At 61.2% G+C, this 26,167-nt stretch carries 20 protein-coding genes; 7 read left to right on the top strand and 13 right to left on the bottom strand.

What is annotated here, in order from left to right:
• Positions 1 to 9 precede the first annotated feature (9 nt).
• From KLP40_RS06620 to KLP40_RS06600, 5 genes are all read left to right on the top strand, one after another.
• A complete protein-coding gene (locus tag KLP40_RS06620; RefSeq protein ID WP_215592972.1) occupies positions 10 to 1,317 on the top strand; it encodes a cryptochrome/photolyase family protein in 1,308 nt (435 codons plus the stop codon).
• A gap of 57 nt (positions 1,318 to 1,374) precedes the next feature.
• Complete coding sequence (locus KLP40_RS06615; RefSeq protein WP_215592971.1) at positions 1,375 to 2,043, top strand: TetR family transcriptional regulator C-terminal domain-containing protein; 669 nt, start codon at positions 1,375 to 1,377, stop codon at positions 2,041 to 2,043.
• Positions 2,044 to 2,192: 149 nt separating this feature from the next.
• Entirely contained in the window at positions 2,193 to 3,509 is a 1,317-nt protein-coding gene (locus KLP40_RS06610) for an ABC1 kinase family protein (RefSeq protein ID WP_215592970.1), read from the top strand.
• Positions 3,510 to 3,800: 291 nt separating this feature from the next.
• Positions 3,801 to 4,664, top strand: coding sequence for a dienelactone hydrolase family protein (locus KLP40_RS06605; RefSeq protein ID WP_246558676.1), 864 nt, complete (start codon positions 3,801 to 3,803; stop codon positions 4,662 to 4,664).
• 333 nt (positions 4,665 to 4,997) lie between these two features.
• The gene (locus KLP40_RS06600; protein ID WP_215592969.1) at positions 4,998 to 5,483 is read left to right on the top strand and encodes an Mpo1 family 2-hydroxy fatty acid dioxygenase; all 486 of its coding nucleotides are present in this window, start codon (positions 4,998 to 5,000) and stop codon (positions 5,481 to 5,483) included.
• A gap of 182 nt (positions 5,484 to 5,665) precedes the next feature.
• Here the strand turns inward: KLP40_RS06600 and phhA are convergent, their stop codons facing one another.
• The 13 genes from phhA to KLP40_RS06535 all read right to left on the bottom strand — a co-directional run bounded on the left by phhA (position 5,666) and on the right by KLP40_RS06535 (position 20,439).
• Positions 5,666 to 6,424 (bottom strand): phenylalanine 4-monooxygenase, encoded by a 759-nt coding sequence (phhA, locus tag KLP40_RS06595; protein WP_215592968.1) that lies wholly within the window; start codon positions 6,422 to 6,424, stop codon positions 5,666 to 5,668.
• 361 nt (positions 6,425 to 6,785) lie between these two features.
• Complete coding sequence (locus tag KLP40_RS06590; protein WP_262898920.1) at positions 6,786 to 7,535, bottom strand: phenylalanine 4-monooxygenase; 750 nt, start codon at positions 7,533 to 7,535, stop codon at positions 6,786 to 6,788.
• A gap of 428 nt (positions 7,536 to 7,963) precedes the next feature.
• On the bottom strand, positions 7,964 to 8,350 hold the full coding sequence (locus tag KLP40_RS06585) for a hypothetical protein (protein WP_215592966.1): 387 nt from the start codon (positions 8,348 to 8,350) through the stop codon (positions 7,964 to 7,966).
• A 266-nt stretch (positions 8,351 to 8,616) separates the two neighbouring features.
• Positions 8,617 to 9,960, bottom strand: coding sequence for a helix-turn-helix domain-containing protein (locus KLP40_RS06580; protein WP_215592965.1), 1,344 nt, complete (start codon positions 9,958 to 9,960; stop codon positions 8,617 to 8,619).
• Between the two features lie 341 nt (positions 9,961 to 10,301).
• Positions 10,302 to 11,315, bottom strand: a complete 1,014-nt coding sequence (aroF, locus tag KLP40_RS06575; protein WP_215592964.1) for a 3-deoxy-7-phosphoheptulonate synthase — start codon at positions 11,313 to 11,315, stop codon at positions 10,302 to 10,304.
• Positions 11,316 to 11,474: 159 nt separating this feature from the next.
• Entirely contained in the window at positions 11,475 to 12,257 is a 783-nt protein-coding gene (gene trpA, locus KLP40_RS06570) for a tryptophan synthase subunit alpha (RefSeq protein ID WP_215592963.1), read from the bottom strand.
• Positions 12,258 to 12,390: 133 nt separating this feature from the next.
• Entirely contained in the window at positions 12,391 to 13,587 is a 1,197-nt protein-coding gene (trpB, locus tag KLP40_RS06565; RefSeq protein ID WP_044001618.1) for a tryptophan synthase subunit beta, read from the bottom strand.
• Between the two features lie 95 nt (positions 13,588 to 13,682).
• Positions 13,683 to 14,351: a phosphoribosylanthranilate isomerase gene (locus tag KLP40_RS06560; RefSeq protein WP_246558674.1), complete on the bottom strand. Its 669-nt coding sequence runs from the start codon at positions 14,349 to 14,351 to the stop codon at positions 13,683 to 13,685.
• Positions 14,352 to 14,473: 122 nt separating this feature from the next.
• Positions 14,474 to 15,286: an indole-3-glycerol phosphate synthase TrpC gene (gene trpC / locus KLP40_RS06555; RefSeq protein ID WP_044012943.1), complete on the bottom strand. Its 813-nt coding sequence runs from the start codon at positions 15,284 to 15,286 to the stop codon at positions 14,474 to 14,476.
• A gap of 99 nt (positions 15,287 to 15,385) precedes the next feature.
• Complete coding sequence (gene trpD, locus KLP40_RS06550; RefSeq protein WP_215592962.1) at positions 15,386 to 16,375, bottom strand: anthranilate phosphoribosyltransferase; 990 nt, start codon at positions 16,373 to 16,375, stop codon at positions 15,386 to 15,388.
• Positions 16,376 to 16,534: 159 nt separating this feature from the next.
• On the bottom strand, positions 16,535 to 17,101 hold the full coding sequence (locus KLP40_RS06545; protein WP_215592961.1) for an anthranilate synthase component II: 567 nt from the start codon (positions 17,099 to 17,101) through the stop codon (positions 16,535 to 16,537).
• Between the two features lie 116 nt (positions 17,102 to 17,217).
• On the bottom strand, positions 17,218 to 18,633 hold the full coding sequence (locus KLP40_RS06540) for an anthranilate synthase component I family protein (RefSeq protein ID WP_215592960.1): 1,416 nt from the start codon (positions 18,631 to 18,633) through the stop codon (positions 17,218 to 17,220).
• Positions 18,634 to 19,014: 381 nt separating this feature from the next.
• Positions 19,015 to 20,439, bottom strand: a complete 1,425-nt coding sequence (locus tag KLP40_RS06535) for an alpha/beta hydrolase-fold protein (protein ID WP_215592959.1) — start codon at positions 20,437 to 20,439, stop codon at positions 19,015 to 19,017.
• Between the two features lie 969 nt (positions 20,440 to 21,408).
• Here KLP40_RS06535 and KLP40_RS06530 point away from each other — a divergent pair.
• The gene (locus tag KLP40_RS06530; RefSeq protein ID WP_215592958.1) at positions 21,409 to 24,438 is read left to right on the top strand and encodes a SusC/RagA family TonB-linked outer membrane protein; all 3,030 of its coding nucleotides are present in this window, start codon (positions 21,409 to 21,411) and stop codon (positions 24,436 to 24,438) included.
• Between the two features lie 12 nt (positions 24,439 to 24,450).
• Positions 24,451 to 26,115 (top strand): RagB/SusD family nutrient uptake outer membrane protein, encoded by a 1,665-nt coding sequence (locus tag KLP40_RS06525; RefSeq protein WP_215592957.1) that lies wholly within the window; start codon positions 24,451 to 24,453, stop codon positions 26,113 to 26,115.
• The last annotated feature ends 52 nt before the right edge of the window (positions 26,116 to 26,167 follow it).

Below are 26,167 nucleotides of genomic sequence, written 5' to 3'. Positions count from 1 at the left end.
TTCTCTCCTATGAAAGTATCCCTGTTCTGGCACCGGCGCGACTTGCGTTTTCAGGATAATGCCGGGCTGGCCGCCGCGCTGCAGGGCGGGCAGCCGGTGGTGCCGCTATTCATCTTCGACCCCGAAATCCTCGACAAGCTGGAAAACCGCCAGGATGCCCGCGTCATGTTCATCTTTGATGAGGTGCAGCGGCTGACGGAAGAAGCCGAGACAGCCGGCGGCACCCTGCTGGTGCGCTACGGTAAGCCGGAAAAGGTGTTTGCCGACCTGCTCAAGGAGCTGGACGTAGCCGCCGTGCACACCAACCACGACTACGAGCCCTACGCCGCCACTCGCGACGCGGCTGTGACGGAGCTGTTAAAGAAGCACGACGTGCCGCTGCACACCTACAAGGACCAGGTTATCTTCGAGAAGGACGAGGTGCAGACCAAAACCGGCCAGCCCTACAAGATTTACGGCCCTTACAAGCGCGCCTGGCTGGCCCGCCTCACCGAGGCCGACTATTGCCCCCACCCTTCCGCCGACCACCTCGACCAGCTGGCCCGCGTGCCGGCCGGCGCCCGCCCCTCCTTGGCCGACATGGGCTTTGAACGCAGCCCCGAGCACATTCCGGGCCGGCGGCTGGCCACCCGCACCCTGGAGCAATACGCCGATACCCGCGACGTGCCCGCCCGCGACTCTACCAGCCGCATGGGTCTGCACCTGCGCTTCGGCACCGTGAGCATCCGCCACCTGGTGCAGCGGGCCCTGGAGGCCAAGGCCGAAATCTGGCTGAGTGAGCTCATCTGGCGCGACTTCTTCATGCAGCTGCTCTGGCACTTCCCGCACACGGCCCACGAAAGCTACGACCCCAAGCTGCGCGACATTCAGTGGCGCAACAACGAGGATGAGTTCCGGGCCTGGTGCGAGGGCCGCACCGGATACCCGCTCATCGACGCGGGCATGCGCCAGCTCAACGCCACCGGCTTCATGCACAACCGCGTGCGAATGGCCACGGCCAGCTTTCTGATCAAAAACCTGCTCATCGACTGGAAATGGGGCGAGGCCTACTTCGCCGAAAAGCTGCTCGACTACGAAATGGCCTCCAACGTGGGCAACTGGCAGTGGGTGGCGGGCACCGGTGCCGATTCGCAGCCCTGGTTCCGCATTTTCAGCCCCGATTCGCAGCTGGCCAAGTTCGATAAGCAGCACGTCTACGTGAAGCAGTGGGTGCCCGAGTTCGGCACGCCGCGCTACCCCAAGCCCCTGGTGGAGCACCCCGCCACCCGCGACCGGGCCCTGGCCGCCTATCGTGCCTCCCGCGACCTGCACGCCTAGCCAAATCCGGCCGGGTTTCTCACAACTTTCAGCCGCCGAAGCGGTTATCCTGCTACTATGAAACAGCAACCCACGCCCGCTCCCGAAGCGGCTTTCTCGCCCAAAGAACGGATCAAGCAAGCCTACCTCGACTACGTGCTGCGCAAAGGCAAGCCGCCGATTTCGGTGTTCAAGCTGACCCAGAAGCTGGGCCTGCCCGAGCAGGAATTCTACGCCAGCTACGCCAACTTCGACGCCATCGACCGGGAAATCTGGGCCGACTTTGGCCGCGAGGCCCGCGCCACGGCCGCCCGCGAGCCGGTATGGGAGCAGTACGGTGCCCGCGAAAAGCTGCTGGGCTATTACTACACGCTCATCGAGATTCTCAAGCACAACCGCAGCTACGCCCTGCAAAGCCTGCGCCGCTCGCTCTCCAAAATGCCCGGCATCACGCCCCGCGTGCTGGATGATTTCCGGCAGGACTTTGAGGCCTTCGTGGAAGAGTTGCTGCGCGAGGGCCGCCGCACCGAGGAAGTGGCCAGCCGCCAGCTGGTGCAGCACGGCTACCCGCGTTTCTTCTGGCAGCAGCAGTTGTTCGTGCTCGGCTTCTTCGCCAAAGACGACACCGTAAACTTCGAGCGCACCGACGCCGCCATCGAAAAAGCCGTGACCCTGAGCTTCGACCTGGTAGGCCGCAACACCCTGGATTCCGCCGCCGATTTCGTGCGGTTCCTGGTGCGCCGGTAAATCAGAACGTTATTCCGAGCATATAGTACCAGCTGTCATCCTGAGCGGAGCGAAGGACCTTATCACGCGTGAACAAACCGTTGCAGCGTGTTGAGGTCCTTCGCTCCGCTCAGGATGACAGTTTCATAAACGGCCTCGTTAACATCCTCATGGACGATACTCCCAAGCCCCTTACCTCCCTGCCCACCACCAAAGTGGCCCGGGCGGCGCGTTTCGCCAAAACCGGCCTCAACGTGGGGGCCAACTACGTGAAGCACTACGCCAAGCGGGCCGTGGGCGCCGACAGCCCCACCGAGGACCTGCATGCGGCCAATGCGGCCGAGCTGTACGGCACGCTCAGCGAAATGAAAGGCTCGGTGCTGAAAGTGGCCCAGATGCTGGCCATGGAAAAGAACCTGCTGCCCACCGCCTACGCCGACCAGTTTGCCCAGGCCCAGTACCAGACCCCGCCCCTCTCGGGGCCGCTGGTGGTGAAAACGTTTCGGGAAGCGTTTGGCCGGTCGCCGTTTGAGGTGTTCGACGAGTTCGACATCGAGGCCCGGCAGGCGGCCAGCATCGGGCAGGTGCATGCGGCGCGCAAAGACGGCCGGGAGCTGGCCGTGAAGGTGCAGTACCCCGGCGTGGCCGACAGCATCCGCTCCGATATCCGGCTGGTGAAGCCCATTGCGCTGCGCGTGCTGGGACTCGATGAAGCCACCGTGCGCCCCTACATGCAGGAAGTGGAAACCCGCCTGCTCGAGGAAACCGACTACGCCCTGGAGCTGCGCCGCGGCCAGCAGATTGCCGCCGCCTCGGCCGGTCTGGCGCATTTGCAGTTCGCCCAGTATTACCCCGAGCTGTCGGCCGCCCGCATCCTGACGATGGACTGGCTGCCCGGCCAGCACATGAAGGAGTTTCTGGCCACCAATCCCAGCCAGAAAGTGCGCAACCAGCTCGGCCAGGCCCTTTGGGACTTCTATATGTTCCAGCTCAACGAGCTGCGCCAGGTGCACGCCGATCCGCACCCCGGCAACTTCTTGCTCACGGATACCGACGGCGGCACCGTGGGCGTGCTGGATTTTGGCTGCGTAAAGGAAATTCCGGCCGACGTACACCGCCTGTTCACGGCCCTGCTCACGCCCGAAACCCTCGCCGACCCCGCCCGCCTGGCGGCCCTGCTGGAAGAAGGCGGCGTGCTCCGCCCCGACGACCCGGCCGCCCGCCGCGCCTTCTACGTGGATACCATGCGTGCCTCCCTGGAGCTGGTGGGCCGCCCCTTCCGCCAGCCCACCTTCGATTTCGGCGACCCGGCCTACATGCAGAGTCTCTACGCCCTCGGCGACGACCTGATGCAGCAGCCCGAGTTACGCCAGCAGCGCGAGCCCCGCGGCTCCGAGCACTTCATCTACCTCAACCGCACCTACGTGGGCCTCTACGCCCTGCTCACGGAGCTGCGCGCCTCTATCCGCACCAATTCTGCCGAATAATCAGGGATTAAGAACCACAAAAGAACGTCATGCTGAGCTTGTCGAAGCATCTCGCGTGCTGACGTTGCAACGGTAATCCTATGTTGGCGAGCGAGATGCTTCGACAAGCGGACGCCAGATAGAGCATAACGGTCATACAGCTGCTCAAACATGCCTATTCCGCCGAATAATCGGGTACTTCCAAACTAAACCGTCAGACTACAGTTTAAGCATCCCGGAGCAACTCATGTACTTACACGAATAGCCCCGGGATGCTTTTTTTCTCTCCCCTTCTTTACCTCCCCTTTTCCCATGAAAAAAATCTGGACCCTTTGCGCCGCGCTGCTGAGCGTGGTATCAGTGGCCTCGGCCCAATCGACGATGAGTTGCTGCACCAAGCCCGCCACCGGCCAGGCGGCCACCGAAGTATTCGCCATGCTGGCCTCCAACGAGGACTTCTCCGGCGGCCACGATGCCCCCCTGCCCTTCACCTACGCCGGCGAAGGCAGCATGATAGAGTTCAAGACCACCGACGGCCAGACTGGCAAAGCCTTCGAAATCAAGAGCAAGACCAAGTCGGACAAGTACCTGTTCGTGATTCACGAGTGGTGGGGCCTGAACGACTACATTAAGCAGGAAGCCGGCCGTTTCGCCGAGGAGCTGCCCGGTGTCAACGTCATTGCCCTCGACCTCTACGACGGCCAGATTGCCACCGACGCCGACCAGGCCGGTAAGCTGATGCAGGGCGTGAAAACCGAGCGTGCCCAGGCAATCATCAACGGTGCCCTCGCCTACGCCGGCCCCAACGCCAAAATCGGCAGCATCGGCTGGTGCTTCGGTGGCGGCTGGAGCATCCAGACGGCCCTGCTGGCCGGCCCCAAAGCAAAAGCCTGCGTGGCCTACTACGGCATGCCCGAGAAGGACGTAGCCAAGCTCAAAACGCTGAACACCGACGTGCTGTTCGTCTTCGCCAAGCAGGATAAGTGGATCAACCAAGAAGTGGTAGACCAGTTCCGCAAGGACATGGCCACCGCCAAAAAAGGCCTTACGGTGAAAACCTACGACGCCGACCACGCCTTCGCCAACCCCTCCAACCCCAAGTACAGCAAGGACTTCGCCGCCGACGCCCACGCCGCTTCGGTTGCCTACCTGAAGAAGAACCTGAAAGTAAAATAGCTTTCCGCAGTACCGGACGCAGTAGCGCGAACTGTGTAGTTCGCGCCCCCGCGCCGTTAGAATCCTTGTCGTTCTGGGGCACGCACTACAAAGTTCGCGCTACTGACCGCCCCAGAAAAAAGAGGCTGCCCGCTTGGGCAGCCTCTTTTTTGTTTTAGCCTGCACGGCTGTAGAGACGCGACACTTCGCGTCTCCCGCCGGAACAACCAGTACCGCACTCCCTTAACAACATCAGCACGCGCCGAGACGCGAGGTGTCGCGTCTCTACAGCCGTTCGGGATTTTCCCAATGGAAGGAAACTGCTACCTTATAGCTCCCACCAAGTCCCGCGTAATGTCTACCGCCCTTATTTCCCCGGTTCAGCAGCTGCTGAATGAGTACGCCGAAAGCCACCAAAACCCCACCAACAAGCTGGTGCACTGGGTATGCGTGCCACTGATTATGTTCGCCATTCTGGGCTTGTTGTGGTCGGTGCCGGTGCCGGCGGCGGTTAGCGCCGTTAGTCCGTGGCTGAACTGGGGCACGGTGGTGATGGTGCTGGCCCTAGTGTACTACGTACGCCTGAGCCCCCGGCTGACGGTGGGCATGCTGCTGGTGTGGCTGCTGATGGCCGGCATGCTCCGCTTTGTGGGTAACTACGCGCCTTTGCCTCTGTGGGCCGTGTGCCTGATTATTTTCGTGCTGGCCTGGATTGGGCAGTTCTGGGGCCACAAGGTGGAGGGCAAGAAACCCAGCTTCCTCAAAGACCTGCAGTTTCTGCTCATCGGCCCGCTTTGGCTGCTGCATTTCATCTACCGCCGGCTGGGCTGGCGGTATTGATGGTTTGTTGGACAAAATAGAACGTCATTCCGAGCCTGCGCAGCATCTCGCGTGCTGGTGTTGTCCAATCGTCGAACGATAACCGCTCCGTAGCCCAGGGTTTAAACCCTGGGCTAGTGAAGCAATGTCAATGCTTCGGCTACGCCTCTGCATGACGTTCAGCGTTGTTTATCAACCGCAGCTTATTCCAGCAGCCGCGCCTGTAGCTGGGCCAGGCTTTCGGGGAGCTGTTGCATATCGGTGAGCACGAAGTAGAGGTCCTGGAATTTGTCCTTCTCGAAGGGCGTATTCAGCACGCCGTCGAGGGTGAAGGGCAGGCGGGTGGGTGCGTCGCTGAGGCTGAACTTCACCTCGCCGTGCGACGACAACAGCCCGGCCCCGTAGATGCGCAGGCCGTCGGGCTGTTGAATCAGGCCGAACTCGGCCGTAAACCAGTACAAACGCGTGAACTGCTCCAAGGTGCCGGGCCAGCGCTGGCCGTGGTGCACGGCGGCCGCGCCCAACTTCTGCAGAAAATCGGCGAAGCCGGCATCCGTCAGCAGCGGCACGTGGCCGAATACGTCGTGGAACATATCGGGCTCTTCGAGGTAATCGAGCTGCTCGAGGGTGCGCAGCCAGGTGGTGGCGGGGAACTTGCGGTCGGCCAGCAGCTGGAAGAACACGGCGTCGTCCACGATGCCCGGCACTACCACCAGCTCCCAGCCGGTCAGCTCCTGCAAACGGGGGTTCACCTCCCGGAAATCGGGAATGGCGTCGCGGGTGAAGCCCACCCGCTGCACGCCTTCCAGAAATGCCTCGGCGGCGCGGCCGGGCAGCAGAGCCATCTGGCGGTCAAAGAGCAGCTGCCACACGTGCTGGTCGGCGGCGGTGTAATCGGCATATACCTGGGTGAGTAGCGGCAGGGCATCGGAAGCAATGGGAGCGGCAGAAACAGACTGCATAACGAAAACGGAAAAGGTGGAAAAAGAAAAAGCCTGCCTCCGCAGGAAGCGGAGGCAGGCTTGAAAAGACGTTGGGGAGGGTGAAGTGCTAGTTTCAGTTCCTCGCGTACGCCGCGGCCGCTCCGCTCCAGAGGGGAGCGTAATAGGTGGCAGCGTAATAATAGCGGGACGTGAACAGCAGCATGTGGCGGTAAAGGTAAGAGAGTTTTTGGTTTTTGAATTAATAAAAGCACGTCATGCTGAGCTTGCCGAAGCATCTCGCGTGCTAACGTTGCAATAGTAACTCAACATCAGCACGCGAGATGCTTCGGCAAGCTCAGCATGACGTGCCTTTTTCTACCTAATTCTACTTCACCATCCCCTACTCCACCGGCTGCAGCTCCCAGCCCGACGACAGCAACGCGGCCAGCTCGGCTACGCTTTCGGTGAGCTGCTCCCAGCTGGTGAGCACGAAGTACTGGTCCTGAAGGTGCGCTTCGCTGTAGGGCGTGTGCAGCACGGTGGCCAGGTCGAAAGGGAAGCGGCGCGAGACGTCACCGATGCAGTGGTGGATTTCGCCCGACGACGACAGCAGGCCGGCCCCGTACATGCGCGTCTGGCCGTGCTCTTCTACCAACCCGAACTGCACCGTGAAGCCGTAGAGCCGCTCGAGGCGGGCCAGGGCCACGGCATCGTCGAGGTGTTGGGCGGCTACCTGGCCCAGAAAGTGCAGGAAATCGGCGAAGGCCTGGTCCATGAGCAGGGGCACGTGGCCGAACACGCCGTGGAACAGGTCGGGCTCCTCGATGAAGTCGAACTGCGCCATGCTCCGGATCCAGACAGTAGCCGGGAACTTGCGCTGGGCCAGCAGCCCGAAGAACTCGGCATCATTGAGCATGCCCTGCACCGGTTCCAGCTGCCAGCCAGTGGCTTTGTGCAGACGCTGACTTACTTCCTGGAAGTCGGGAATAGCGTTGCGGTGGAAGCCCACGGCCTTCAGCCCCCGGCCAAACGCCGAGCAGGCACGCTTGTGCAGCAGGGCCGTCTGGCGGTCGAACAATACCTTCCAAACCAGCTGATCCTGCGTGGTGTACCGGTCGTAGTGTTGCTGTATCATATGCGTACAGGGCAGAAAAAAGCCCGGCTCCTGGGGAGGAGTCGGGCTCTTAAGTGGATTTCAGAGGAGAAGAAGCATGCTGTGCTCTACCTTTCATTTCCGCAAAAGCGCCCGACCTCGTCCTGGACAGGACGATTAATGGTCATAAAGCGTTTCGCGTTTAGGTTCAGCATGATGCAAATATAGCACTACTTACAACCAATCCTAATTTATATCCAGGTTTATTTTATGATGCCACTTTCGTATTTTATTATATATACTGTAGAAGTACACCTTCGTTTAGCAGGCATTTTCTGCAAAATGCCTACACCTATAGACAATACGCACCCCAAAATCTAGGGTCAATTTGCAATAAAACGTTTTCTAACCCCCAAAGCAATTTACTATTGCTTTCGTATAGGTTCGTGAACTGATGACGCATTGGCTGTGGCTACTGGCAACGCCTACAGCTTGCCGTTAGGCTCGTAGGTCATGCTCAGCCGAGTGTCGCCGGTGATTTTGAGGTCTACTTTAGCCTGCTGGTCCGAGGGGTTGAGCAACAGCGCCGTGGAGCCGGCCATGAAGCGCAGCGTACCCCGCTCGCCGGGAGCCAAGGTGGTTTTGCCGAAGATGCCGCCGCCCCGGGGCCGCTCCTTGAACTCGACGGGTACTTTGCCCACGTTGTGGGCTTCTACTTTGAAGCCGCCCAGCTGGCCACCGCCCAGCACAAACTGCTTGCCCGGCTCAATGAGGAGATTAGAAGTGATACCCGCCCAGCAGGCCGTAACGAGTAGTAACAGGGCGGCGAAAGTGGCAACAGTGGCCGAACGTGAAGGCAGGAAAGTACGCATGGCAATGGGGGGTGAAGTGAAACGATGTCCCAAAGGAACTGCCCCCGCCGCCGCCAAACGCCCCAGTTTACAGCCTGGGACGCCTCAATTTATAGTTTGATACTGGGCAGGCGTAGAAACGCGACCCTTCGCGTTTCGCTGTTGCTGAAGTTGTTTGATTGGCGCGGTTCCGGGTCGTTCAACGACGAGACGCGAAGGGTCGCGTCTCTACACTGTGCTGTCGGCGTAGGACCTGTCGTTCAATGAAGAGACGCAAGTATGCGTCTCTACAACTGTCGGGCTGCTTCGCTGGGAGTCTGGCCGCGGAGTTTTTTGAAGACGCGGTTGAAGGTGGACTTGGAGTTGAAGCCGGCCTCTAGGGCTACGGCCAGCAGGGTGTAGTGCCGGAACTGCGGGTCGCGGAGGCGACGCTCGGCCTCGCGCACCCGGTACTCGTTCACGAAGTCGTTGAAGTTCTGGCCGCAGCCGGAGTTGATGACCTTGGAGAGCCAGGACGTGTTGGTACGCAGCTGGGTGGCCAGTTCGCCCAGCGTCAGCTCGGGCTCCAGGTAGGGCCGGGCCGTTTGCATGTGGGCCAGCAGGCGGGTAGTCCAGCGGGCCAGCTCCGCGTCGGGCTCGGCGGCGGCTGGTGCTTGAGTTGGGACATCGGCTGTTGGCGGGACAGCCGTAGCGGCGGGCGAAACCGATGTTGCAGGTGCAGCGGGTATTGCATCGGCAACTACCCTCTCTTCTGTCGCTGGTGCAACGGGGCCGGGTACTTCGGCGGCTTCCACCGCTGGTACTAAGGTTGACGACGGCACCTCGGCAGCGGTGGGCAACTGGAAGCGCAGGGCGGCCAGGCGGTAGCCCGTCAGCAGACCCGAGATGCTGAGGTAATAGATCAGTAGGCCGGTGAACAGGTAATCGTACCAGCTCTGCACGTAGTTCAGGGGCGTGATGAAAAGGTTAATCACCCCGAATGCCAGCGTGACGCCGGTGCCCACCAACACGGCCACCAGCACGTTGCGCAGCCACCGAAACCGCAGCTGTTCGGTATCGGAGAAGTTGTCGTTGAGGTAGCGGGCGTAGGCGCGGTAGGCACGCAGGGTGTGCACCGCGTAGGCCAGCACCGAGAGGTAGCCCAGCGTATCGGCCAGCAGCCCGATGGGCTGGTAGTCGGCCCAGCTGGCCAGGGGCCCTTTGGTGCCGAAGTGGCCCGGCAGCGGCCGGCCCTGCAGCCCGTGCCACCAGCCGATATCGTAGCTGAATACCACCAGCAGCCACGCAAGCACCACCAGGGCGGGCGCAAAGTGCCACCAGTGTTGCCGCTGCAGCCGGAACTCCTGGTTGGTAAGGCTGCGGAAGTAGAAGTACAGCGCCGGCCCCACCGCCAGCCAGTTGCTGAACGGCCAGTAGAACATGAACGTTGTGCGGGCGTCGTGCGAGTCGTACCAGCCGGCAAAGCCCAGCATCCATTGGGCCAGCCGTATGGCAAACAGCAGCAGGGCCAGCCAGCCGTCGGCGGCCGTGTCTTCGCGCCGCCGCCGCGCCCACAGCACCGCCGCCACAATGATGCCTTGCAGGAAAAACGGCAGCAGCAGACCGCTGTACAGGTTGAAGCCGAAGAACATACCGGCAAGGTAACAGTATATCTGGTTTCGGCTATATAAAAAACCGCCCCGGCTTTAGGAAGCTGGGGCGGTTTGTGCGCTGTTGAACGGTGTAGAGACGCGACACTTCGCGTCTCGTCGTTGCTGATGTTGTTTTGATTGGTACGGTCCCGGGTCGTTCAACGACGAGACGCGAAGTGTCGCGTCTCTACACCGTTCAATATTGCATCTGAAACAGAACAGAACATCATGCTGAGCTTGCCGAAGCATCTCTACTGCTTCGCGTGAACAGCATTGCAACGAAGCGGTAGAGATGCTTCGGCAAGCTCAGCATGACGTTCGTTTTTATTTGCCTCACGCCCCTACTCCAGCTCCTGGCGCAGGGCGTACACTTTGCGCAGGTTGCGGATCAGGCGCTCCGACTCGGCGAAATTCAGGGTTTGGGCGCCATCGGAGGCGGCTTCTTCGGGCTTCTCGTGGGCTTCGTAGATGATGCCGTCGGCGCCGGCCATGACACCGGCCAGGGCCATGGTGGGCACATACTCGCGGATGCCGATGCCGTGCGAGGGGTCCACAATGACGGGCAGGTGGGTTTTCTCCTTCAGGATGGGCACCGCATTCAGGTCGAGGGTGTTGCGCGAGGCAGTTTCGAAGGTGCGGATGCCCCGCTCACAGAGAATCAGCTTCTCGTTGCCACCCGAAAACACGTACTCGGCAGACGACAGCAGCTCCTCGATGGTGCCGGAAATGCCGCGCTTGATCATCACGGGCTTATCCACGCCGCCCAGGGCGTCGAGCAGGTTGAAGTTCTGGGTGTTGCGGGCTCCCACCTGGAACACGTCCACGTAGTCGTGCATCTCCTCCACCTGCGACACCTGCATCACCTCGGTCACAATCTTGATGCCCCGCTCCCGGGCCATGCGGTGGAAATCCTTCAGTCCTTCCATGCCCAGCCCGCGGAAGGCGTACGGCGACGAGCGGGGCTTGAACACGCCCCCGCGCATGATGCGCACGTCGTTGTCCACGAGGTGCTGCATGATTAGCTCCATCTGCTTTTCGCTCTCGATGCTGCACGGGCCGGCGGCCAGCGTGAGCGAGCCTTCCCCGATGCGCACCCCGTCGCCGAGGTCGAGCACCGTGGGGCGCACGCGCCACTTGCGGCTCACCAGCTTATAGTCGTCCGAGACGCGGTGGATATCCAGAATGCCGGGCAGCTGGCCGATGGTGCGCAGGTCCACATCGGCCTTGCCGATGGCCACCAGGTAGTGGGCGCGCTGGGTTTTCACCTCCGTAGCTTTGTATTTCAGCTCCAGAATGCGGGCTTCAATAGCAGCTTTGTTGGCGGCGGTGATATGGGGGTCTAGTTGAATGATCATATTCGGGGAGAGAGAAAAATATCAGCACGTCATGCTGAGCGAAGGCGCAGCCGTAGTCGAAGCATCTCGCTCGAATCGTTGCATTACTACTACGTCAGCACGCGAGATGCTTCGACTACGGCTGCGCCTTCGCTCAGCATGACGTTCTTTTTTTGGTGCTTAAGCCAGCACCGAAGAAACGAACCGCTTAGCCGCGGCCGGGGCGTCGTCCACGCCGTCCAGGGCGCGAATCAGCGCGGAGCCGATGATGGCGCCCTCGGCGTACTGGCAGGCGTTCTGGAAGGAGGCTTTGTCGCCGATGCCGAAGCCGATGAGGCGGGGGTTGCGCAGGTTCATGGCCTCGATGCGCTGGAAATAGGCTTCCTGCACGCCCTCGGCCTGGGTATTGGCCCCGCCCGTGGTGCCGGGACCCGACACCAAGTAGAGGAACGAATCCGTCAGCTCGTCGATGCGGCGGATGCGCTCCGGGGCGGTTTGCGGGGTGATGAGGAACACCGGCCGCAGGTTGTGGCGGCGGAAGATATCCTGATACTCGGCCACGTAGTCGTCGAGGGGCAGGTCGGGCAGGATGATGCCATCGGCCCCGGCGGCAGCGGCTTCGCGGCAGAAGTTGTCTACCCCGAACTGCATCACTGGATTGAGGTAGCCCATCAGCAGAATCGGCGTTTCGGGCACGCTCTCCCGGATGCCTTGCAGCTGCTCAAACAGCACCCGCAGGTTCATGCCGTTGGCCAGGGCCACGGTGCTGCTGGCCTGAATCACCGGCCCATCGGCCAGCGGATCCGAAAACGGCATCCCGATTTCGATGAGGTCGGCCCCGGCTTCGCTCAGGGCTTTGATCAGCGGTACGGTGTCGTGCAGGCGTGGGTAGCCGGCGGTGAAGTAGATGTTGAGCAGGTTCTTCTGCTTTTTGGCGAAGGCGTCTTTGATTCGGTTGTTCATGTCACGTGATATTGTCTGTCATGCTGAGCGAAGGCGGAGCCGCAGTCGAAGCATCTCTACCGCTTCGTCTACAAGTAGAAATTAGCCAGAGGTAGAGATGCTTCGACAAGCTCAGCATGACAATGGCATTGCCTTACATAATAGCGTCAGCGTACTTGATGTAGGTTTCCAGGTCCTTATCGCCGCGGCCGGATAGGTTGATGACCACTACGTCGTCGGGGCCGGCGCCGAGCTGGTCGAGGGCGGCCAGGGCGTGGGCGGTTTCCAGGGCCGGGATGATGCCTTCGAGGCGGCTGCATTCGGCCACGGCTTTCAGGGCCTGCTCATCTTCGATGCTGATGAAACGGGCGCGCTTGGAATCGGCCAGGAAGGCGTGCAGCGGGCCGATGCCGGGGTAGTCGAGGCCAGCGGAAATGGAGTACGGCTCGGTAATCTGGCCGTCCTCATCCTGCATCAGCAGCGTGCGGCTGCCGTGAATCACGCCCGGCGTACCCAGCACCGAGGTAGCGGCCGAGTGGCCCGAGTGCACGCCGTGTCCGGCGGCTTCCACGGCCACCAGCTGCACCGAGGGCTCCTCCAGGAAGTGGTAGAACGCGCCGGCCGCGTTGGAGCCGCCGCCCACACAAGCTACCACGTAGTTGGGCAGCTCGGAGCCGGTTTTCTCCAGCAGCTGCTTGCGCATTTCCTCGCTGATAACGGCCTGCAGACGTGCCACCAAGTCGGGGTACGGGTGCGGACCCACCACCGAGCCGATGATGTAATGCGTATCTACTGGGTTCGAAATCCAGTCGCGGATGGCTTCGTTGGTGGCGTCCTTGAGGGTGCGGCTGCCGCTCATGGCCGCCCGCACTTCGGCCCCCAGCAGGCGCATGCGGTACACGTTGGGCTTCTGCCGCTCCATGTCGATTTCGCCCATGTACACGATGCACTCCATGCCCATCAGGGCGCACACCGTGGCGGTGGCCACGCCGTGCTGACCGGCGCCGGTTTCGGCAATGATGCGCGTTTTGCCCAGGCGCTTGGCCAGCAGAATCTGCCCCACAGTGTTGTTTACCTTGTGGGCGCCGGTGTGGCAGAGGTCCTCGCGCTTGAGGTAGATGCGGGTGTTGTACTTGGCCGACAGCCGCTTAGCCTCGAACAAGGGCGTGGGCCGGCCCACGTAGTCGCGCAGCAGCTGCTGGTATTCCTGCTGGAACTCGGGCTCGGCCATAATGCTCAGGTATTGCTGGCGCAGCTCCTCCACGTTGGGGTAGAGCATTTCGGGGATGAACGCGCCCCCGAACTGGCCGTAGTAGCCGCGCTCCGTGGGTTGTTGGTAGGTTGGTTTCATGATGGTTTCTATCAAATCCTTCGCCCCAGGGTTGAAACCCTGGGCTAGGTAGCGGGTAGTTTGGTATTGATTATTTCGCTGCATAGCCCAGGGCTTCAGCCCTGGGGCGCTGGCGACAAAGGCCGGATTTCGGTGAAAAACTCCGCCAGCCGGCCGACGTCCTTGGTGCCCGGCGCGGTTTCGAAGCGGCTGTTCAGGTCCAGGGCAAACAGGCCGGGCAGCCGAAGGTTGCGCAGCGCCGCCGCGTGCTCCGGCCCAATGCCACCAGCCAGGAAGTAGGGCACCGGCAGGTTGTAGTTCTGCAGCACCGTCCAGTCGAAGGCGGTGCCGTTGCCGCCGGGCTGGGGGCCGGCCGTATCGAAGAGGAAGTAATCCACGCAGCCTACGTAGGGCTGAAGCTGCGCGAAGTCGAACCCCTCGCCCACCGCAAACGCCTTCACCACCGGCACGCCGCCGACCCGCACCGCGGCGCAGGTTTCGGGCGTTTCGTGGCCGTGGAGCTGGGCCAGCTGCAAATCAAACTCCCGCACCCGCGCCAGCACCGTAGCCGCGTCGTCGTCCACGAACACGCCCACCTTGCGGATGGCGGCCGGCAAGGCTTGCACAACCGCCGCCGGCAGCCGCTCCCCCACGTACCGCTTCGACTTCGGGTAGAAGATGAACCCCAGAAAATCGGGTTGCAGCGCCGCCACCGCCCGCAGGCTGTCGGCATCGGCCATCCCGCAGACTTTGAGGTGAGGCATGTGGTGGGAGTTGGTGGGCATGTGTGGAAGGTGTAGAGACGCAATATTTTGCGACTCCCCGTTGCTGATGTTGTTTGATATGCGCGGTGCTGGTCGTTCAACGACGAGACGCAAAATATTGCGTCTCTACCTCGTTCTGACCCTTACAGCAACGTCACGGCCTCGGTGGCGCGGAGCTGCTGCACCAGGGCGGCGCAGGCTTTTTCGGGGCGGGAGTGGCGCATGAAGGTTTCGCCCATCAGGAAGCCGCGGTAGCCTACGGCGCGCAGAGCTTCGATGTCGGCAGCGGTGCTGAGGCCGCTTTCGGTCACTTTCACGTACTCGTCGGGGATGCGCTGGGCCAGCTCGCCGGACGTGTCGAGGCTCACGGAGAAGTCGTGCAGGTTGCGGTTGTTCACGCCTACGAGGCTCACGGCGTCGGGGTGCAGGGTTTTGTCGAGCTCCTCGGCGTTGTGGATTTCGAGCAGCACTTCCATGCCCAGGCTCTTGGCCAGCCGGCCCAGGCGCAGCACTTCCTCGCCGCTGAGCACGGCCGCAATCAGCAGCACGGCATCAGCTCCGAGGCTCTTGGCTTCGATGATCTGGTACTCATCCACCACGAAATCCTTGCGCAGGATGGGGCAGAAATTGAAGCGCCGGGCCGTAGTCAGGTCCTCGTTCTTACCGCCAAAAAACTCCGTATCCGTCAGCACCGACAGCGCCGAGGCGCCAGCCTGCATGTAGCCCAGCGTGGTGCGCTCCACCGGGGCGTGGGCGTTGATGATGCCCTTGCTGGGCGATTTGCGCTTGAATTCGGCAATGATGCCGCTCAAATCGTCGCGCAGCAGGTAGCGGCGCAGGCTCAGCGGCTGGGCCGGCATGTAGAAGCTTTGCTCCAGCAGCTTCACCGGCACCAGGCTCTGGCGGGTGGCAACTTCCTGGCGCTTATGGGCAATGATGGTATCGAGAATGGTCATGGTGTTGGTTAGTTGTCAGTTGTTGGTTGTCAGTTGTCAGTTGCTGGTTGTCAGGTTCACTATGTATAGATGAGCGACCTGACAACCAACAACTGACAACTAACAACTAATGAGTGTCCGCAGCGCTTGGCGGGCGCGGCCGGAATCCAGCGACTCGCGGGCGGCGGCCAGACTGTCGGCGAAGCTGAAGGTGGGTTCCAGGCAGCCGATGGCCAGGGCCGCGTTGGCCGTTACCACGTCGCGCTGGGCGCGGGTGGCGCGGCCTTCCAGCACATCCACAAAGATGGCGGCCGATTCGGCGGCGGTGCGGCCGCCGGCCAGCTCCTCGGGCTGGTTCAGAGTCAGGCCTAGGTCGGCAGCCGATACCACCCGTTCGCCCTCGGGCGTGGCCAGCTTGGCGGCGGCAGTGAGGGAAAGCTCGTCGTAGCCGTCGAGGGCGTGGACTACGGCGTAGCGGGTATCAGTCTGCTGGAGCAGGTAGTGGTAGAGGCGCAGCAGCTCCAGGCTGAAGGTGCCCGCCACTTGGAACTTCGGCCGCGCGGGGTTCACCAGCGGGCCCAGAATGTTAAAGAACGTGCGTACGCCCAGCTCCCGGCGCACCGGCCCGGCGTGGCGCATGGCCGGGTGGAAGGCCGGCGCGTGCAGGAAGCAGATGCCGGCCCGCTCCAGCTGCCGCTGCAGCACGTCGTTGCCCACCCCAAACTCCACGCCCAGCTGCTGCAGCACATCCGACGACCCGCACACCGACGACACGCCAATGTTGCCGTGCTTGGTGACCTTGTAGCCGGCCCCGGCCACCACAAAGCAGGCCAGCGTGCTGATGTTGAGCGTGTCCTTGCCGTCGCCGCCGGTGCCCACAATGTCCACCGTGTCGCGGGTGCCCAGCTCCGGGTCGCGACTGAGGCTCAGCAGGGCCTCGCGAAAGCCCGCCAGCTCCGGCACCGAAATGGGCCGCATCCGGTACACGCTCATGAAGGCCGCCATTTCCGCCGCGTTGGCCTCGCCCTGCCCAATGCGCAGCATGGCTTCCAGCGCCTCGGGGTGAGTCAGCAGCTGCTGGTCGAATAGTTTATTGAGAATCTGTTTCACAATCAGACCGCCACGAAGGCGGGTTTGGGGGAATTGAGTGGGTAATTGCTGGAGGTAGAGACGCAATATTTTGCGTCTCCCCGCGTGCTGATGTTGTTAGCTCCGCGCTACTATTGTCGTTCAACGACGAGACGCAAAATATTGCGTCTCTACAACCAACTAGCTCAGCCAGTTGCGCAGTATCTGGTGGCCGTGCTCGGTGAGGATGGACTCGGGATGGAACTGCACACCGCGCACATCATACTCCCGGTGGCGGAAGGCCAGCACCTGCCCGTCGGCGTCGAGGGCGGTGACTTCCAGCTCGGCGGGGATGCTTTCGGGGCGCACGCTCCAGCTGTGGTAGCGGCCTACTTTGAAGGTGTCGGGCAGGCCATCGAACAGCTTGTCGGGGGCGGTGAGGTGAGCGTCGGTGGCCAGGCCGTGAAGTACCTGGGGCAGGTTGTACAGCTCCCCGCCGAAGCTCTCCGCCAACCCTTGGTGGCCCAGGCACACGCCCAGTATCCGCTTAGAAGGCGCGTAGCGGCGGATGATTTCCGGCATCAAACCTGCTTCCGACGGCACGCCGGGACCGGGCGACAGTAGCACCGCGTCGTAGGCGGCCACGTCGTCCACGGCCAGCTTGTCGTTGCGAATCACGGTTACGTTGTCCGTATGCCCCAGCTCCCGCAGCACCTGCACGAGGTTGTAGGTGAAGGAGTCGTAGTTGTCGATAACGAGAATGTTCATTGGGTTCGGCCGGTCGGCCCGATGGTCCCAGGGCTGAAGCCCTGGGCTAGTGAGTGACTTCTATAAGGAGTGCTCCGTAGCCCAGGGCTTCAGCCCTGGGACGGCTGCCACCGATGCTACACCTGCTCCGCGGCCTGCAGCGCCTTGCGCAGGGCGGCTAGCTTGTGGTGCACTTCGTTGAGTTCGGAGTTGATGTCGGAGGCGGCCACCACGCCGGCGCCGGCCTGGAAGTAGAGCTGGCCGGCGGTGCTCAGGAACGAGCGGATCATGATGGCGTGGTTGAAGTCGCCGTTGAAGCCCAGGTGGCCGATGGCGCCGCCGTAGTAACCCCGGGCGGTCGGTTCCAGGCCATCAATGAGCTGCATGGCGCGGTGCTTGGGGGCGCCCGAGAGCGTGCCGGCCGGGAAGGTATCGGCCACCACTTGCAGCGAGTTGGTGCCGGCAGCCAGGGTGGCATTCACCTCGCTCACTAGGTGAATCACGTGCGAGTAGAACTGGATTTCGCGGAAGGTTTTCACCCGCACGTTGTCGCCGTGGCGGGCCAGGTCGTTGCGGGCCAGGTCCACCAGCATCACGTGCTCGGCGTTTTCCTTGGGGTCGTCGGCCAGCTTCTGGGCCAGGGCGGCGTCCTCGGTGTCGTGGCCGGTGCGGCGGAAGGTGCCCGCAATGGGGAACAGGCTGGCCTCGCGGCCCTGGATGCGCACCTGCGCCTCCGGCGACGACCCGAAAATCTTGAAGGAGCCGTAATCGAAGTAGAACAGGTAGGGCGAGGGGTTGATGGAACGCAGCGCCCGGTACACGTTGAACTCGTCGCCCGAAAAGCCCTGCTGAAACCGGCGCGACAGCACAATCTGAAACACGTCGCCCCGCAGGCAGTGCTGCTGACCCTGGGCCAGCACCTTGAGGAACTCCTCGTCGGTCTGGTTGGTCTGCTCCTCCCCTTCCGTCCGGAACTTGAAATCGGGCAGCGAGGGGTTGCGGATCAGGTTCACCAGCTTGGTCAGTCCGTCCTCGTCCACCTCCTGGCCCTGTAGCGTGTGCTCGAACACGTACAGCTCGTTGCGGAAGTGGTTGATGGCAATGACGTAGCGGTAGGTGCCGTACAGAATGTCCGGAATCTGGCCGGCGGGCTGCTTGTCGGGGTTGAGCGTGAGGTCCTCAAAGGCCTGCACCGCCTCGTAGCCCAAATACCCGAACAGCCCACCCGTAATGAAGTCGTGGCCGGTATCCTCGGTCTGGAAGCTGGCGGCAAAGGCCTGCAGGCGGGCCAGGGCCGCGCGGGGCGAGTCCAGCGTCTCGGTTTCGGTGGTATCGTCGGGCAGCGTGAGGGTCAGCTCCCGGCCGCGCAGCTCAAAGCGGGCCAGCGGGTCGAAGGCCAGGTAGCTGAACGCATTCTGCTGACCGTGGTAGTCGGAGCTTTCCAGCAGCAGGCAGTTGTCGTACCGGTCGCGCAGGCGCAGGTAGAGGCCCACGGGCGTTACGGTATCGGCCAGAACGCGCAGGTGGCGGGTGGTGAGCTGGTAGGTTTGCATGAGCGGGGCTGGTTGTGTTGGTAGAAGTAAGCCAGCGCCGGGCACAAAAAAAGCCCGGCTGGTCGGCCGGGCTTTTGAGTCGTTGCGAAGAAAGTAGTTCGATACCTTAACGCACGCACAGGCTGTCCCGTCCGGATTCTCCGTAGGGCCACCACCATGCTTGCAGGTTCATCGAAAGGGTCATTGCCGAAAGTTGAATTTGGGGCGTTGAACGCTGCAAATGTACGCCGGGTTCGGATTGACACAACAGTAGGCCCAAATTTTTTATCTGAGGCGCGCCTCTCACACCAGTGTCATTCCGAGCGGAGCGAGGAATTTGGGGATGTGCTTCGACTTTTGCTCCAGACTCCTCACTCCGTTCGGAATGACGTCCATGAGCTCTTACTCCTTCACCAGTGCCTGCGTACCTTGTTCGCGGCCGGCCGTGACCCGCAGCAGGTACTGCCCTTTGGCCAGCCGACTCACATCCAGCGTGGCCCCGGCTTTCAACTTATCGCGCAACACTGTGCGGCCGCTCAGGTCCAACACTTCCACGCGGGCTTCACGCGTGGCGGCAGGCAACTGTAGTGTCAAACGGTCTTTGGCAGGATTGGGATAGGCACTAAACGCCAGGGCCGACCGGCTGGTGCGGGCGTTGGTTACTACAGTCGGCTGCATCAGCCACTGGTACGCCGCCGAAAACTCCCGCTTCCAGAACCACTCGGCGTGCTGACCGTCGGCTTTCGTGTTGAAGCTCAGGTTAGCAGCTGGCACACCGCCGCGGGCCAGCGAGTCGCGCATGGCCTGCATGAGTGGCACCATCGTCTGGCTTTCCTGGGTGCCGCTCACGAAGTAGAACCGGGTGGCCGGGTTGGCCGGGTGCTGCCGCAGGTACTGAAACAACGGCTGCTGGGCAAACCAGAAAGCCGGCGAGAACACGCCTACCCGGCCGTACACCTGCGGGTATTTCAGCGCGGCGTAGGTGGAAATCAGGCCGCCCATGCTACTGCCCGCAATGCCCGTGTACTCGCGGCCAGTGAGGGTACGGTACTGTTGGTCGATGTAGGGTTTGAGCGTCTGGGCCAGGAAATCCACGTACTGGTCGCCTTGGCCGCCGCCGTACTGCGGGTTATTCCAGGGAGATAGTTCGTTGAGCCGGTCGGCGCCGCCGTTGTCCACGGCCACTACAATGGAGCTGGTGGCATCCAGGCCCTGCTGCTGCAGCTGGCTCAGGGTTTCGTCCACGCCCCATTCGCCCGAGAAGCTGGTGCAGGCATCGAACACGTTCTGGCCGTCGTGCATGTACAGAACCGGGTAGCGCTTGGCCGGAGCCGTGGCGTAGTCGTTGGGCAGGTACACCCAGATGCGGCGGGTGCGGCCCAGCTGCGGCATCTGGAACGCAGTGCTCAGCACCTGCACGTTGGGCTGCAGGGCGGTGCTCTGGCAGTTGCCGCCCCCATTGCCCTGGTCTTTCCAGGCGGCCACCTGCAGCTCCACCGTAGCCGGGCCGCTGCCGATGGTGTAGCGCCGGTTGCCGATATCGTTGAACTGAGCATCGGCCTCCACAGTGGCCCAGGAACCACGAGTAAACTTGAACTCGATGGTGCCCGTCACGGTGGCGGGCAGGGTGAGCTGGTAGGTGCCGTCGGGGTTGCGGCTGAAGGCGTGCGCGGCACTATTGGGTGTCCAGTTATTGACGGTGCCCGCCAGGTAGAGGGTGGCCCCGGCGGGCGTGGCGGCAGGTATACTGGTCAGGCGTACAGTGGTCTGGGCCCGAGCACTACCAGCAAGTAAACCCAGCAGCGCGGCAAGTAAAAAACGATTCATGGGTGAAAACAGCAGTTGGAACAAGGTGGCAAGCTACGGAAGGGGCTCAGAAAGTTAGCCTCCACTTACCCAAACTATCCCACCCAGTTGGCAGCGGGTCAGCGCCTGATGGTGCTGCTTCCTCCCGTCGGGGCGCCCTATTCGATAAAATCAACCTGTACTTTTCCGGGAAAAGCTACCGCAAAACATTCGTCACTGCTCCGTTATTACAGTAAGTGAGCCCTCACGGGTGAAGCAATGCAGGGGTCTGCTGCATCACGCATGAGCCCGGCTCTGGTTAAGAGGCAGGCTCAAAAGACGGCACTAGAATATATGCAAAAATCTACCTGTTGCGGCCACCTGGAACACGAGAGCACACTACTGCTGTATTGACCTAAACTCCGCTTCTATTTGCTATTTAAATCCAGCACTATTGTTCTTCTCTTCGCCGGAATTCGATTTAACTCGCTTTAAATGATCAATACAAGCCTATGTAGCGCAAATAGTGAGCTCTGAAAACCAGTTAAGGTGGCAAAATCAGTCATTTGGCCCGTTCACTTAATCCGCCAGTCCCCAACCCCTTGCCTCGGCAATACACCATCAAAAACAGTCAATAGACTACCAGCCACTCCCCCGTCCCATTAGCGCCTGCAGCCCCCCGGATTGCCCTTCCCGGCGGGTTTATCGGGGCCGCCGTTGGCAGCATTGCAGTGGCTAACCCGCCTGCCGAACAGTCCGCAGGCCATCATCAGTCACAAAATCCAATTATGACTAATCCGACTTATGCTTTTACCCTCATTGTTTTTGTAGGCCAGAACCCTTTAACTTGCATTGTTTCTTCATGATTTGGTGATGTTGAGCGGGAGCGCAAGCACAGGTGCAGAATGGGTCACTCACTCATTGTATTCTGGTTGCCTCCCGAGTTAGGACCACTAAATTCCCACTCCGGTCAGGCCGGAAAAATCCATTTCAACCCCTAACACTTTTTCCATGAAACACCCCTATCTAGCGAAACTGGCGCTGCCCCTCCTGTGCGCAGGTGTGAGCGTGAGCAGCGCACACGCTCAGGGAATCGGGACGGTAAGCGGCCGCGTGCTGGACGAGAAAGGCGAAGGCCTGCCGGGCGTTACTGTGCTGATCGAGGGCTCTTCGCTGGGCGGCTCCACCAATTCTGATGGCTCGTTCTCGATTCAGAACGTGCCTTCCGGCCCCCACACCCTCATCATGTCCTTCGTAGGGTTCACTACGCAGCGGCAGATTATCAACGTGACGACCGGCCAGAACACGACCGTGCCCACGCTTACGCTCTCGGAAAACACGACGCTGCTCAACGAAGCGGTGGTGGTGGGTTACGGCGTGCAGCGCCGCCAGGACGTGACGGGCTCCATCGCCACGGTGCAGGCCAAAGACTTCGTACCGGGTCAGGTAACCAACCCCGAGCAGCTGGTGCAGTCCAAAATTGCGGGGGTAAACATCACGACCGGCGGCGGCGCCCCCGGTGCGGCGACTACCATCCGGATTCGCGGGGGCTCTTCGCTTACTGCCAACAACGATCCGCTGTTCGTAATTGACGGCGTACCCGTGGATAAAGGTGGCATCAGTGGCGCCAGCAACCCTCTCTCCCTCATCAACCCCAATGATATTGAGTCGGTGACGGTGCTCAAGGATGCCTCGGCCCTGGCTATCTACGGTAACCGCGCCTCCAACGGGGTAATACTTGTTACGACCAAGCGCGGCCTGCAGGGCGAGAAGCTGACGGTGAATTTCTCGTCGCAGACGTCGATAGCCACACCATTTAAAACCTATGATGTCCTCGGAGCCGATGAGTTCCGCTCGCTCATCGAGGCCAACGGTATTCCCTCCCAGGTAGCTACCCTGGGCGCGGCCAACACGGACTGGCAGGACGAAATTTTCCGTACCGCCGCCAGCTACGATAATAACGTGAGCCTGCGTGGTAGCCTGGGAAAAGTGCCCTTCCGTATTTCCTATGGCAACCTCTACCAGGATGGTATCGTCATCACCAACAACCTGAAGCGGAACACCGGCTCGCTGAGCCTGACGCCGGTGCTGCTCGATGGCCACCTGCGCGTGGATGTAAACGCCAAAGGCACCCGCCTCGAAAACCGGTTCATCGACAACGGCTCCATCGGTGGGGCTCTGTTCTACGACCCTACCCAGCCGGTCCGTTCTTCGGAAGCGCAGTTTGCCCCCTTCGGCGGGTATTCCCAGTACCTCACTCCGGCTGGTATCCCTCTGACGCTGGCGCCCGGCAACCCCGTAGCAGCCCTTCGCAATACGAACAACGTGAGCGACGTGGACCGCTTCATCGGCAACGTGCAGCTGGACTACAAATTCCACTTCCTACCCGACCTGCGCGCCAACCTGAACCTGGCCACGGATATATCGCGCGGCAAAGGTTCGACGACCAACTCGGTAACCGATTTCAGCAACTTCAACGCTGGCGCCGCCAACATCAACCAGAACGGGCGCTTTGCCCGGTATGAGCAGGACAAGGATATGCGCCTGCTTGATTTCTACCTGGCTTACAACAAACAGCTGGGCGAAAGCACCCGCTTCGATGTACAGGCCGGCTACTCTTATCAGGATTTTGAAACCCAGGGCCCGCTCTTCCTGCCCTTGCGTTTCGACCGGACCACTCTCTTCAACACGGATCAGGTGCAAACGGTAACTGGCTATTACGACCCGTTCCGGCTGATCTCTTATTTCGGCCGCGCCAACGTAACGGTGAAGGACCGCTACCTGCTCACGGCTACGTTACGTAACGATAACACGTCGCGCTTTGCCAGCGGCAACCGCAGTGGCTATTTCCCGGCCCTGGGCCTGGGCTGGCGCCTGAAGGAAGAAAGCTTCCTGGCCGATAACGCCGCCATTACGGAACTCAAGCTGCGGGCCGGCTACGGCATTACCGGCCAGCAGGAAATCGGTGGGCCCTTCGACTACTTCCCGCGCTACGTAACGGGCCGTTCCACGGTGCGCTACCAGTTTGGGGTAGATGCCAACGGCGCCCCCGTTTACGTGACGACCCAGCGCCCTTCGGGCTACAACCCGGAGCTGAAATGGGAAACGACCTCAACGCTGAACGTAGGCCTGGACTGGGGCGTGGCTGACAATCGCCTCACCGGTACCATTGATGTGTACCAGCGCGAATCCACTGACCTGCTGGCAAACGTATTTGTACCAGCCGGGGGGTTGAGCAACCAGCTCAACCGCAACATTGGCTCGCTGCGTAACCGGGGCGTTGAATTCGCCCTGAACGTAGTACCGGTACGGACTCAGGATTTCACCTGGGACCTGAACTTTAACGGGGCCTATAACAAAACCGAAATCACGGACTTTGGTCCGCAGCAGGAGGACTTCCCAGGTTATCTGGTGGAAGGTATTCCGGGCGGTACCGGTACCACCGTTCAGATTAACTCGGTAGGTTTCCCCAACAACGCTTTCTACGTGTACCAGCAGGTGTACGATGAGAACAACCGGCCGCTGGAGGGCGTGTACGTGGACCGCAACGGCGACGGCGTGGTGAACGAGCAAGACCTCTACCGCTACAAGCAGCGGGCACCGTTGGCTACGTTTGGCCTCACCACCAACTTTGCCTACAAACGCCTGACGTTGAACGCTGTAGTTCGGGCCAATACCGGCAACTACGTGTATAACTCCCTGGCTGGCAACTCGGCTAATTTCGCTAATGCCAATACGTCCACTGGCTTTGTGGGCAATTTGCCGGTAGGCATCCGTGATACGGGTTTCCGCACCCAGCAGGTGCTGTCGGATTATTACGTAGAGAACGGATCGTTTATCCGGGGAGAAAATATTACCCTGGGCTACAACGTAGGCAAAATTTTCAGTGAAGGGTCGAATCTTCGGCTCACGGCTGCTGTTCAGAACGTATTCCTCATCACCAAATACAGCGGTCTGGATCCGGAGATTTTCAATGGTGTAGACAACAACTTCTACCCCCGTTCCCGCACCTTCACGTTTGGTATCAACGCCAGCTTCTAACCCGTCCCACCCATGAATACATATCTAACGCGTGGCCTTCTGGCTGCTGCCACTGGTCTGGCCCTGAGTGCCGGCCTCTCGTCCTGTAACGACCTGGACCTGGAGCCTAAATTTGAAACGACTCCTGACCGTGTGTATACGGACCTGAACGGCTACCGGGCCGTGCTGGCCAAGGTATACGCAGGCTTCGCCGTAACCGGCTTGGGCTCCGACGATAACGGGGCTTCCGGCGGGGGCGACGTACAAGGGATTGACGAAGGTTTCTCCGATTACATCCGCCAGCTGTGGAGCGCTCAGACGCTGTCGACTGACGAAGCCATTCTTGCCTGGGGTGACCAGGGAGTGCGGGACTGGCACAACATGAACTGGACGGCCTCCAACCCGTTCGTGCGCGGCCTTTACTACCGCATCTACTACGAAATTGCCGTTGCCAACGAATTCATCCGCGAAGCCAGCGACGATAAGCTCAGCTCCCGCCTGAGTGCGGCGGAAGTGGCTACCGCTCGTGGTTACCGGGCGGAGGCGCGTTTCCTGCGCGCGGTGGCTTATCAGCACGTTATCGATCTGTACGGCGGTGGTCCTTTCGTCGTGGAGACTGATCCGGCCGGCCCATTTACCCCCCCTTACCGGACGCGCCAAGAGCTTTTCAACTACGTTGAGAGCGAGTTGCTGGCCCTGAGCACTGACGCCGATTTTGCGGAGCCCCGCGCCAACGAATACGGCCGTATCGACAAGGCCGCGGCTTGGGCGATGCTTTCCCGCCTCTACCTGAATGCGCAGGTATACACCGGCACGGCTCGTTACACTGATGCCGCCACCTACGCCAAACGCGTAATTGACGCTGGTTACAGCCTTTCCACTACGCCTGCCGGCAACGTAGCCTCGGCTTACGGTCGTCTGTTCCTGGGCGACAACCACACGGCTCCGGCCCGCAACGAGATTATCTGGCCGGTTGTTTTCGATGCCGACAATACCCGCAGCTTCGGTGGCACTACGTTCCTGGTGAACGGTTCCACCAGCCCCAGCAACACGGCCTGGAAAGCCAAAAATGGCATGCCTCAGGGCGGCTGGGGCGGCATGCGCTCCACAAAAAACCTGGTTAACCTGTTTGGCGCTGATACCGTCCGTGATACCCGCGGACAGTTCTGGACCCAGGGGCAGAACCTGGAAATTTCCGATATCGGCAGCTTCACGGATGGCTACGGCGTGATTAAGTTCCGCAACGTGACGTCGGCAGGAACTGCCCTGGGCGGGGCGCAAAGCCAGTCCAGCGTCGACTTCCCGATGATTCGTCTGTCGGAAATTATGCTCAACTACGCCGAAGCGGTAGCGCGTGGCGGGGCCGGTGATGCGAATCTGGCCCTGAGCTACGTCAACCAGATCCGTCGCCGGGCTTATGGCCTGCCGGTAAGCACGGCCAACAGCACTGCTGACCTGAGCAGCCTGACGGTTGATGGCCTGCTCGACGAGCGGGGCCGGGAACTGTTCTGGGAAGGTTTCCGCCGGACCGACCTGATCCGCTACGGCCGTTTTGTAGAAGGTTCTTACCTGTGGCCCTGGAAGGGCGGAGTAGCTGCCGGCCGGGCTGTAGAGTCTTTCCGCACTCTGTATCCGCTGCCAGCATCAGACCTGACCGTGAATCCTAACCTGAAGCAGAACCCGGGTTACGGTCAGTAAGCTGCCGCACCTAGGTCTGAATCATTCGCTTTCCCACCTTCAATTTGCCCTT

The sequence above is a fragment of the Hymenobacter piscis genome, assembly GCF_018760735.1.
Classification (GTDB): Bacteria; Bacteroidota; Bacteroidia; order Cytophagales; family Hymenobacteraceae; genus Hymenobacter; species Hymenobacter piscis.
This window is presented reverse-complemented; position numbering and strand designations above follow the sequence as displayed.

Coding starts and splice junctions, on each gene's coding strand:
- KLP40_RS06580 (WP_215592965.1), bottom strand. CDS start 9,960: ATGTTCTTCGGCTTCAACCTGTACAGCGGTCTGCTGCTGCCGTTTTTC.
- trpC (WP_044012943.1), bottom strand. CDS start 15,286: ATGACCATTCTCGATACCATCATTGCCCATAAGCGCCAGGAAGTTGCC.
- KLP40_RS06605 (WP_246558676.1), top strand. CDS start 3,801: ATGAAAAAAATCTGGACCCTTTGCGCCGCGCTGCTGAGCGTGGTATCA.
- KLP40_RS06530 (WP_215592958.1), top strand. CDS start 21,409: ATGAAACACCCCTATCTAGCGAAACTGGCGCTGCCCCTCCTGTGCGCA.
- KLP40_RS06585 (WP_215592966.1), bottom strand. CDS start 8,350: ATGCGTACTTTCCTGCCTTCACGTTCGGCCACTGTTGCCACTTTCGCC.
- aroF (WP_215592964.1), bottom strand. CDS start 11,315: ATGATCATTCAACTAGACCCCCATATCACCGCCGCCAACAAAGCTGCT.
- KLP40_RS06545 (WP_215592961.1), bottom strand. CDS start 17,101: ATGAACATTCTCGTTATCGACAACTACGACTCCTTCACCTACAACCTC.
- trpB (WP_044001618.1), bottom strand. CDS start 13,587: ATGAAACCAACCTACCAACAACCCACGGAGCGCGGCTACTACGGCCAG.
- KLP40_RS06615 (WP_215592971.1), top strand. CDS start 1,375: ATGAAACAGCAACCCACGCCCGCTCCCGAAGCGGCTTTCTCGCCCAAA.
- KLP40_RS06600 (WP_215592969.1), top strand. CDS start 4,998: ATGTCTACCGCCCTTATTTCCCCGGTTCAGCAGCTGCTGAATGAGTAC.
- KLP40_RS06540 (WP_215592960.1), bottom strand. CDS start 18,633: ATGCAAACCTACCAGCTCACCACCCGCCACCTGCGCGTTCTGGCCGAT.
- phhA (WP_215592968.1), bottom strand. CDS start 6,424: ATGCAGTCTGTTTCTGCCGCTCCCATTGCTTCCGATGCCCTGCCGCTA.
- KLP40_RS06620 (WP_215592972.1), top strand. CDS start 10: ATGAAAGTATCCCTGTTCTGGCACCGGCGCGACTTGCGTTTTCAGGAT.
- KLP40_RS06525 (WP_215592957.1), top strand. CDS start 24,451: ATGAATACATATCTAACGCGTGGCCTTCTGGCTGCTGCCACTGGTCTG.
- trpA (WP_215592963.1), bottom strand. CDS start 12,257: ATGAACAACCGAATCAAAGACGCCTTCGCCAAAAAGCAGAAGAACCTG.
- KLP40_RS06560 (WP_246558674.1), bottom strand. CDS start 14,351: ATGCCCACCAACTCCCACCACATGCCTCACCTCAAAGTCTGCGGGATG.
- KLP40_RS06610 (WP_215592970.1), top strand. CDS start 2,193: ATGGACGATACTCCCAAGCCCCTTACCTCCCTGCCCACCACCAAAGTG.
- KLP40_RS06535 (WP_215592959.1), bottom strand. CDS start 20,439: ATGAATCGTTTTTTACTTGCCGCGCTGCTGGGTTTACTTGCTGGTAGT.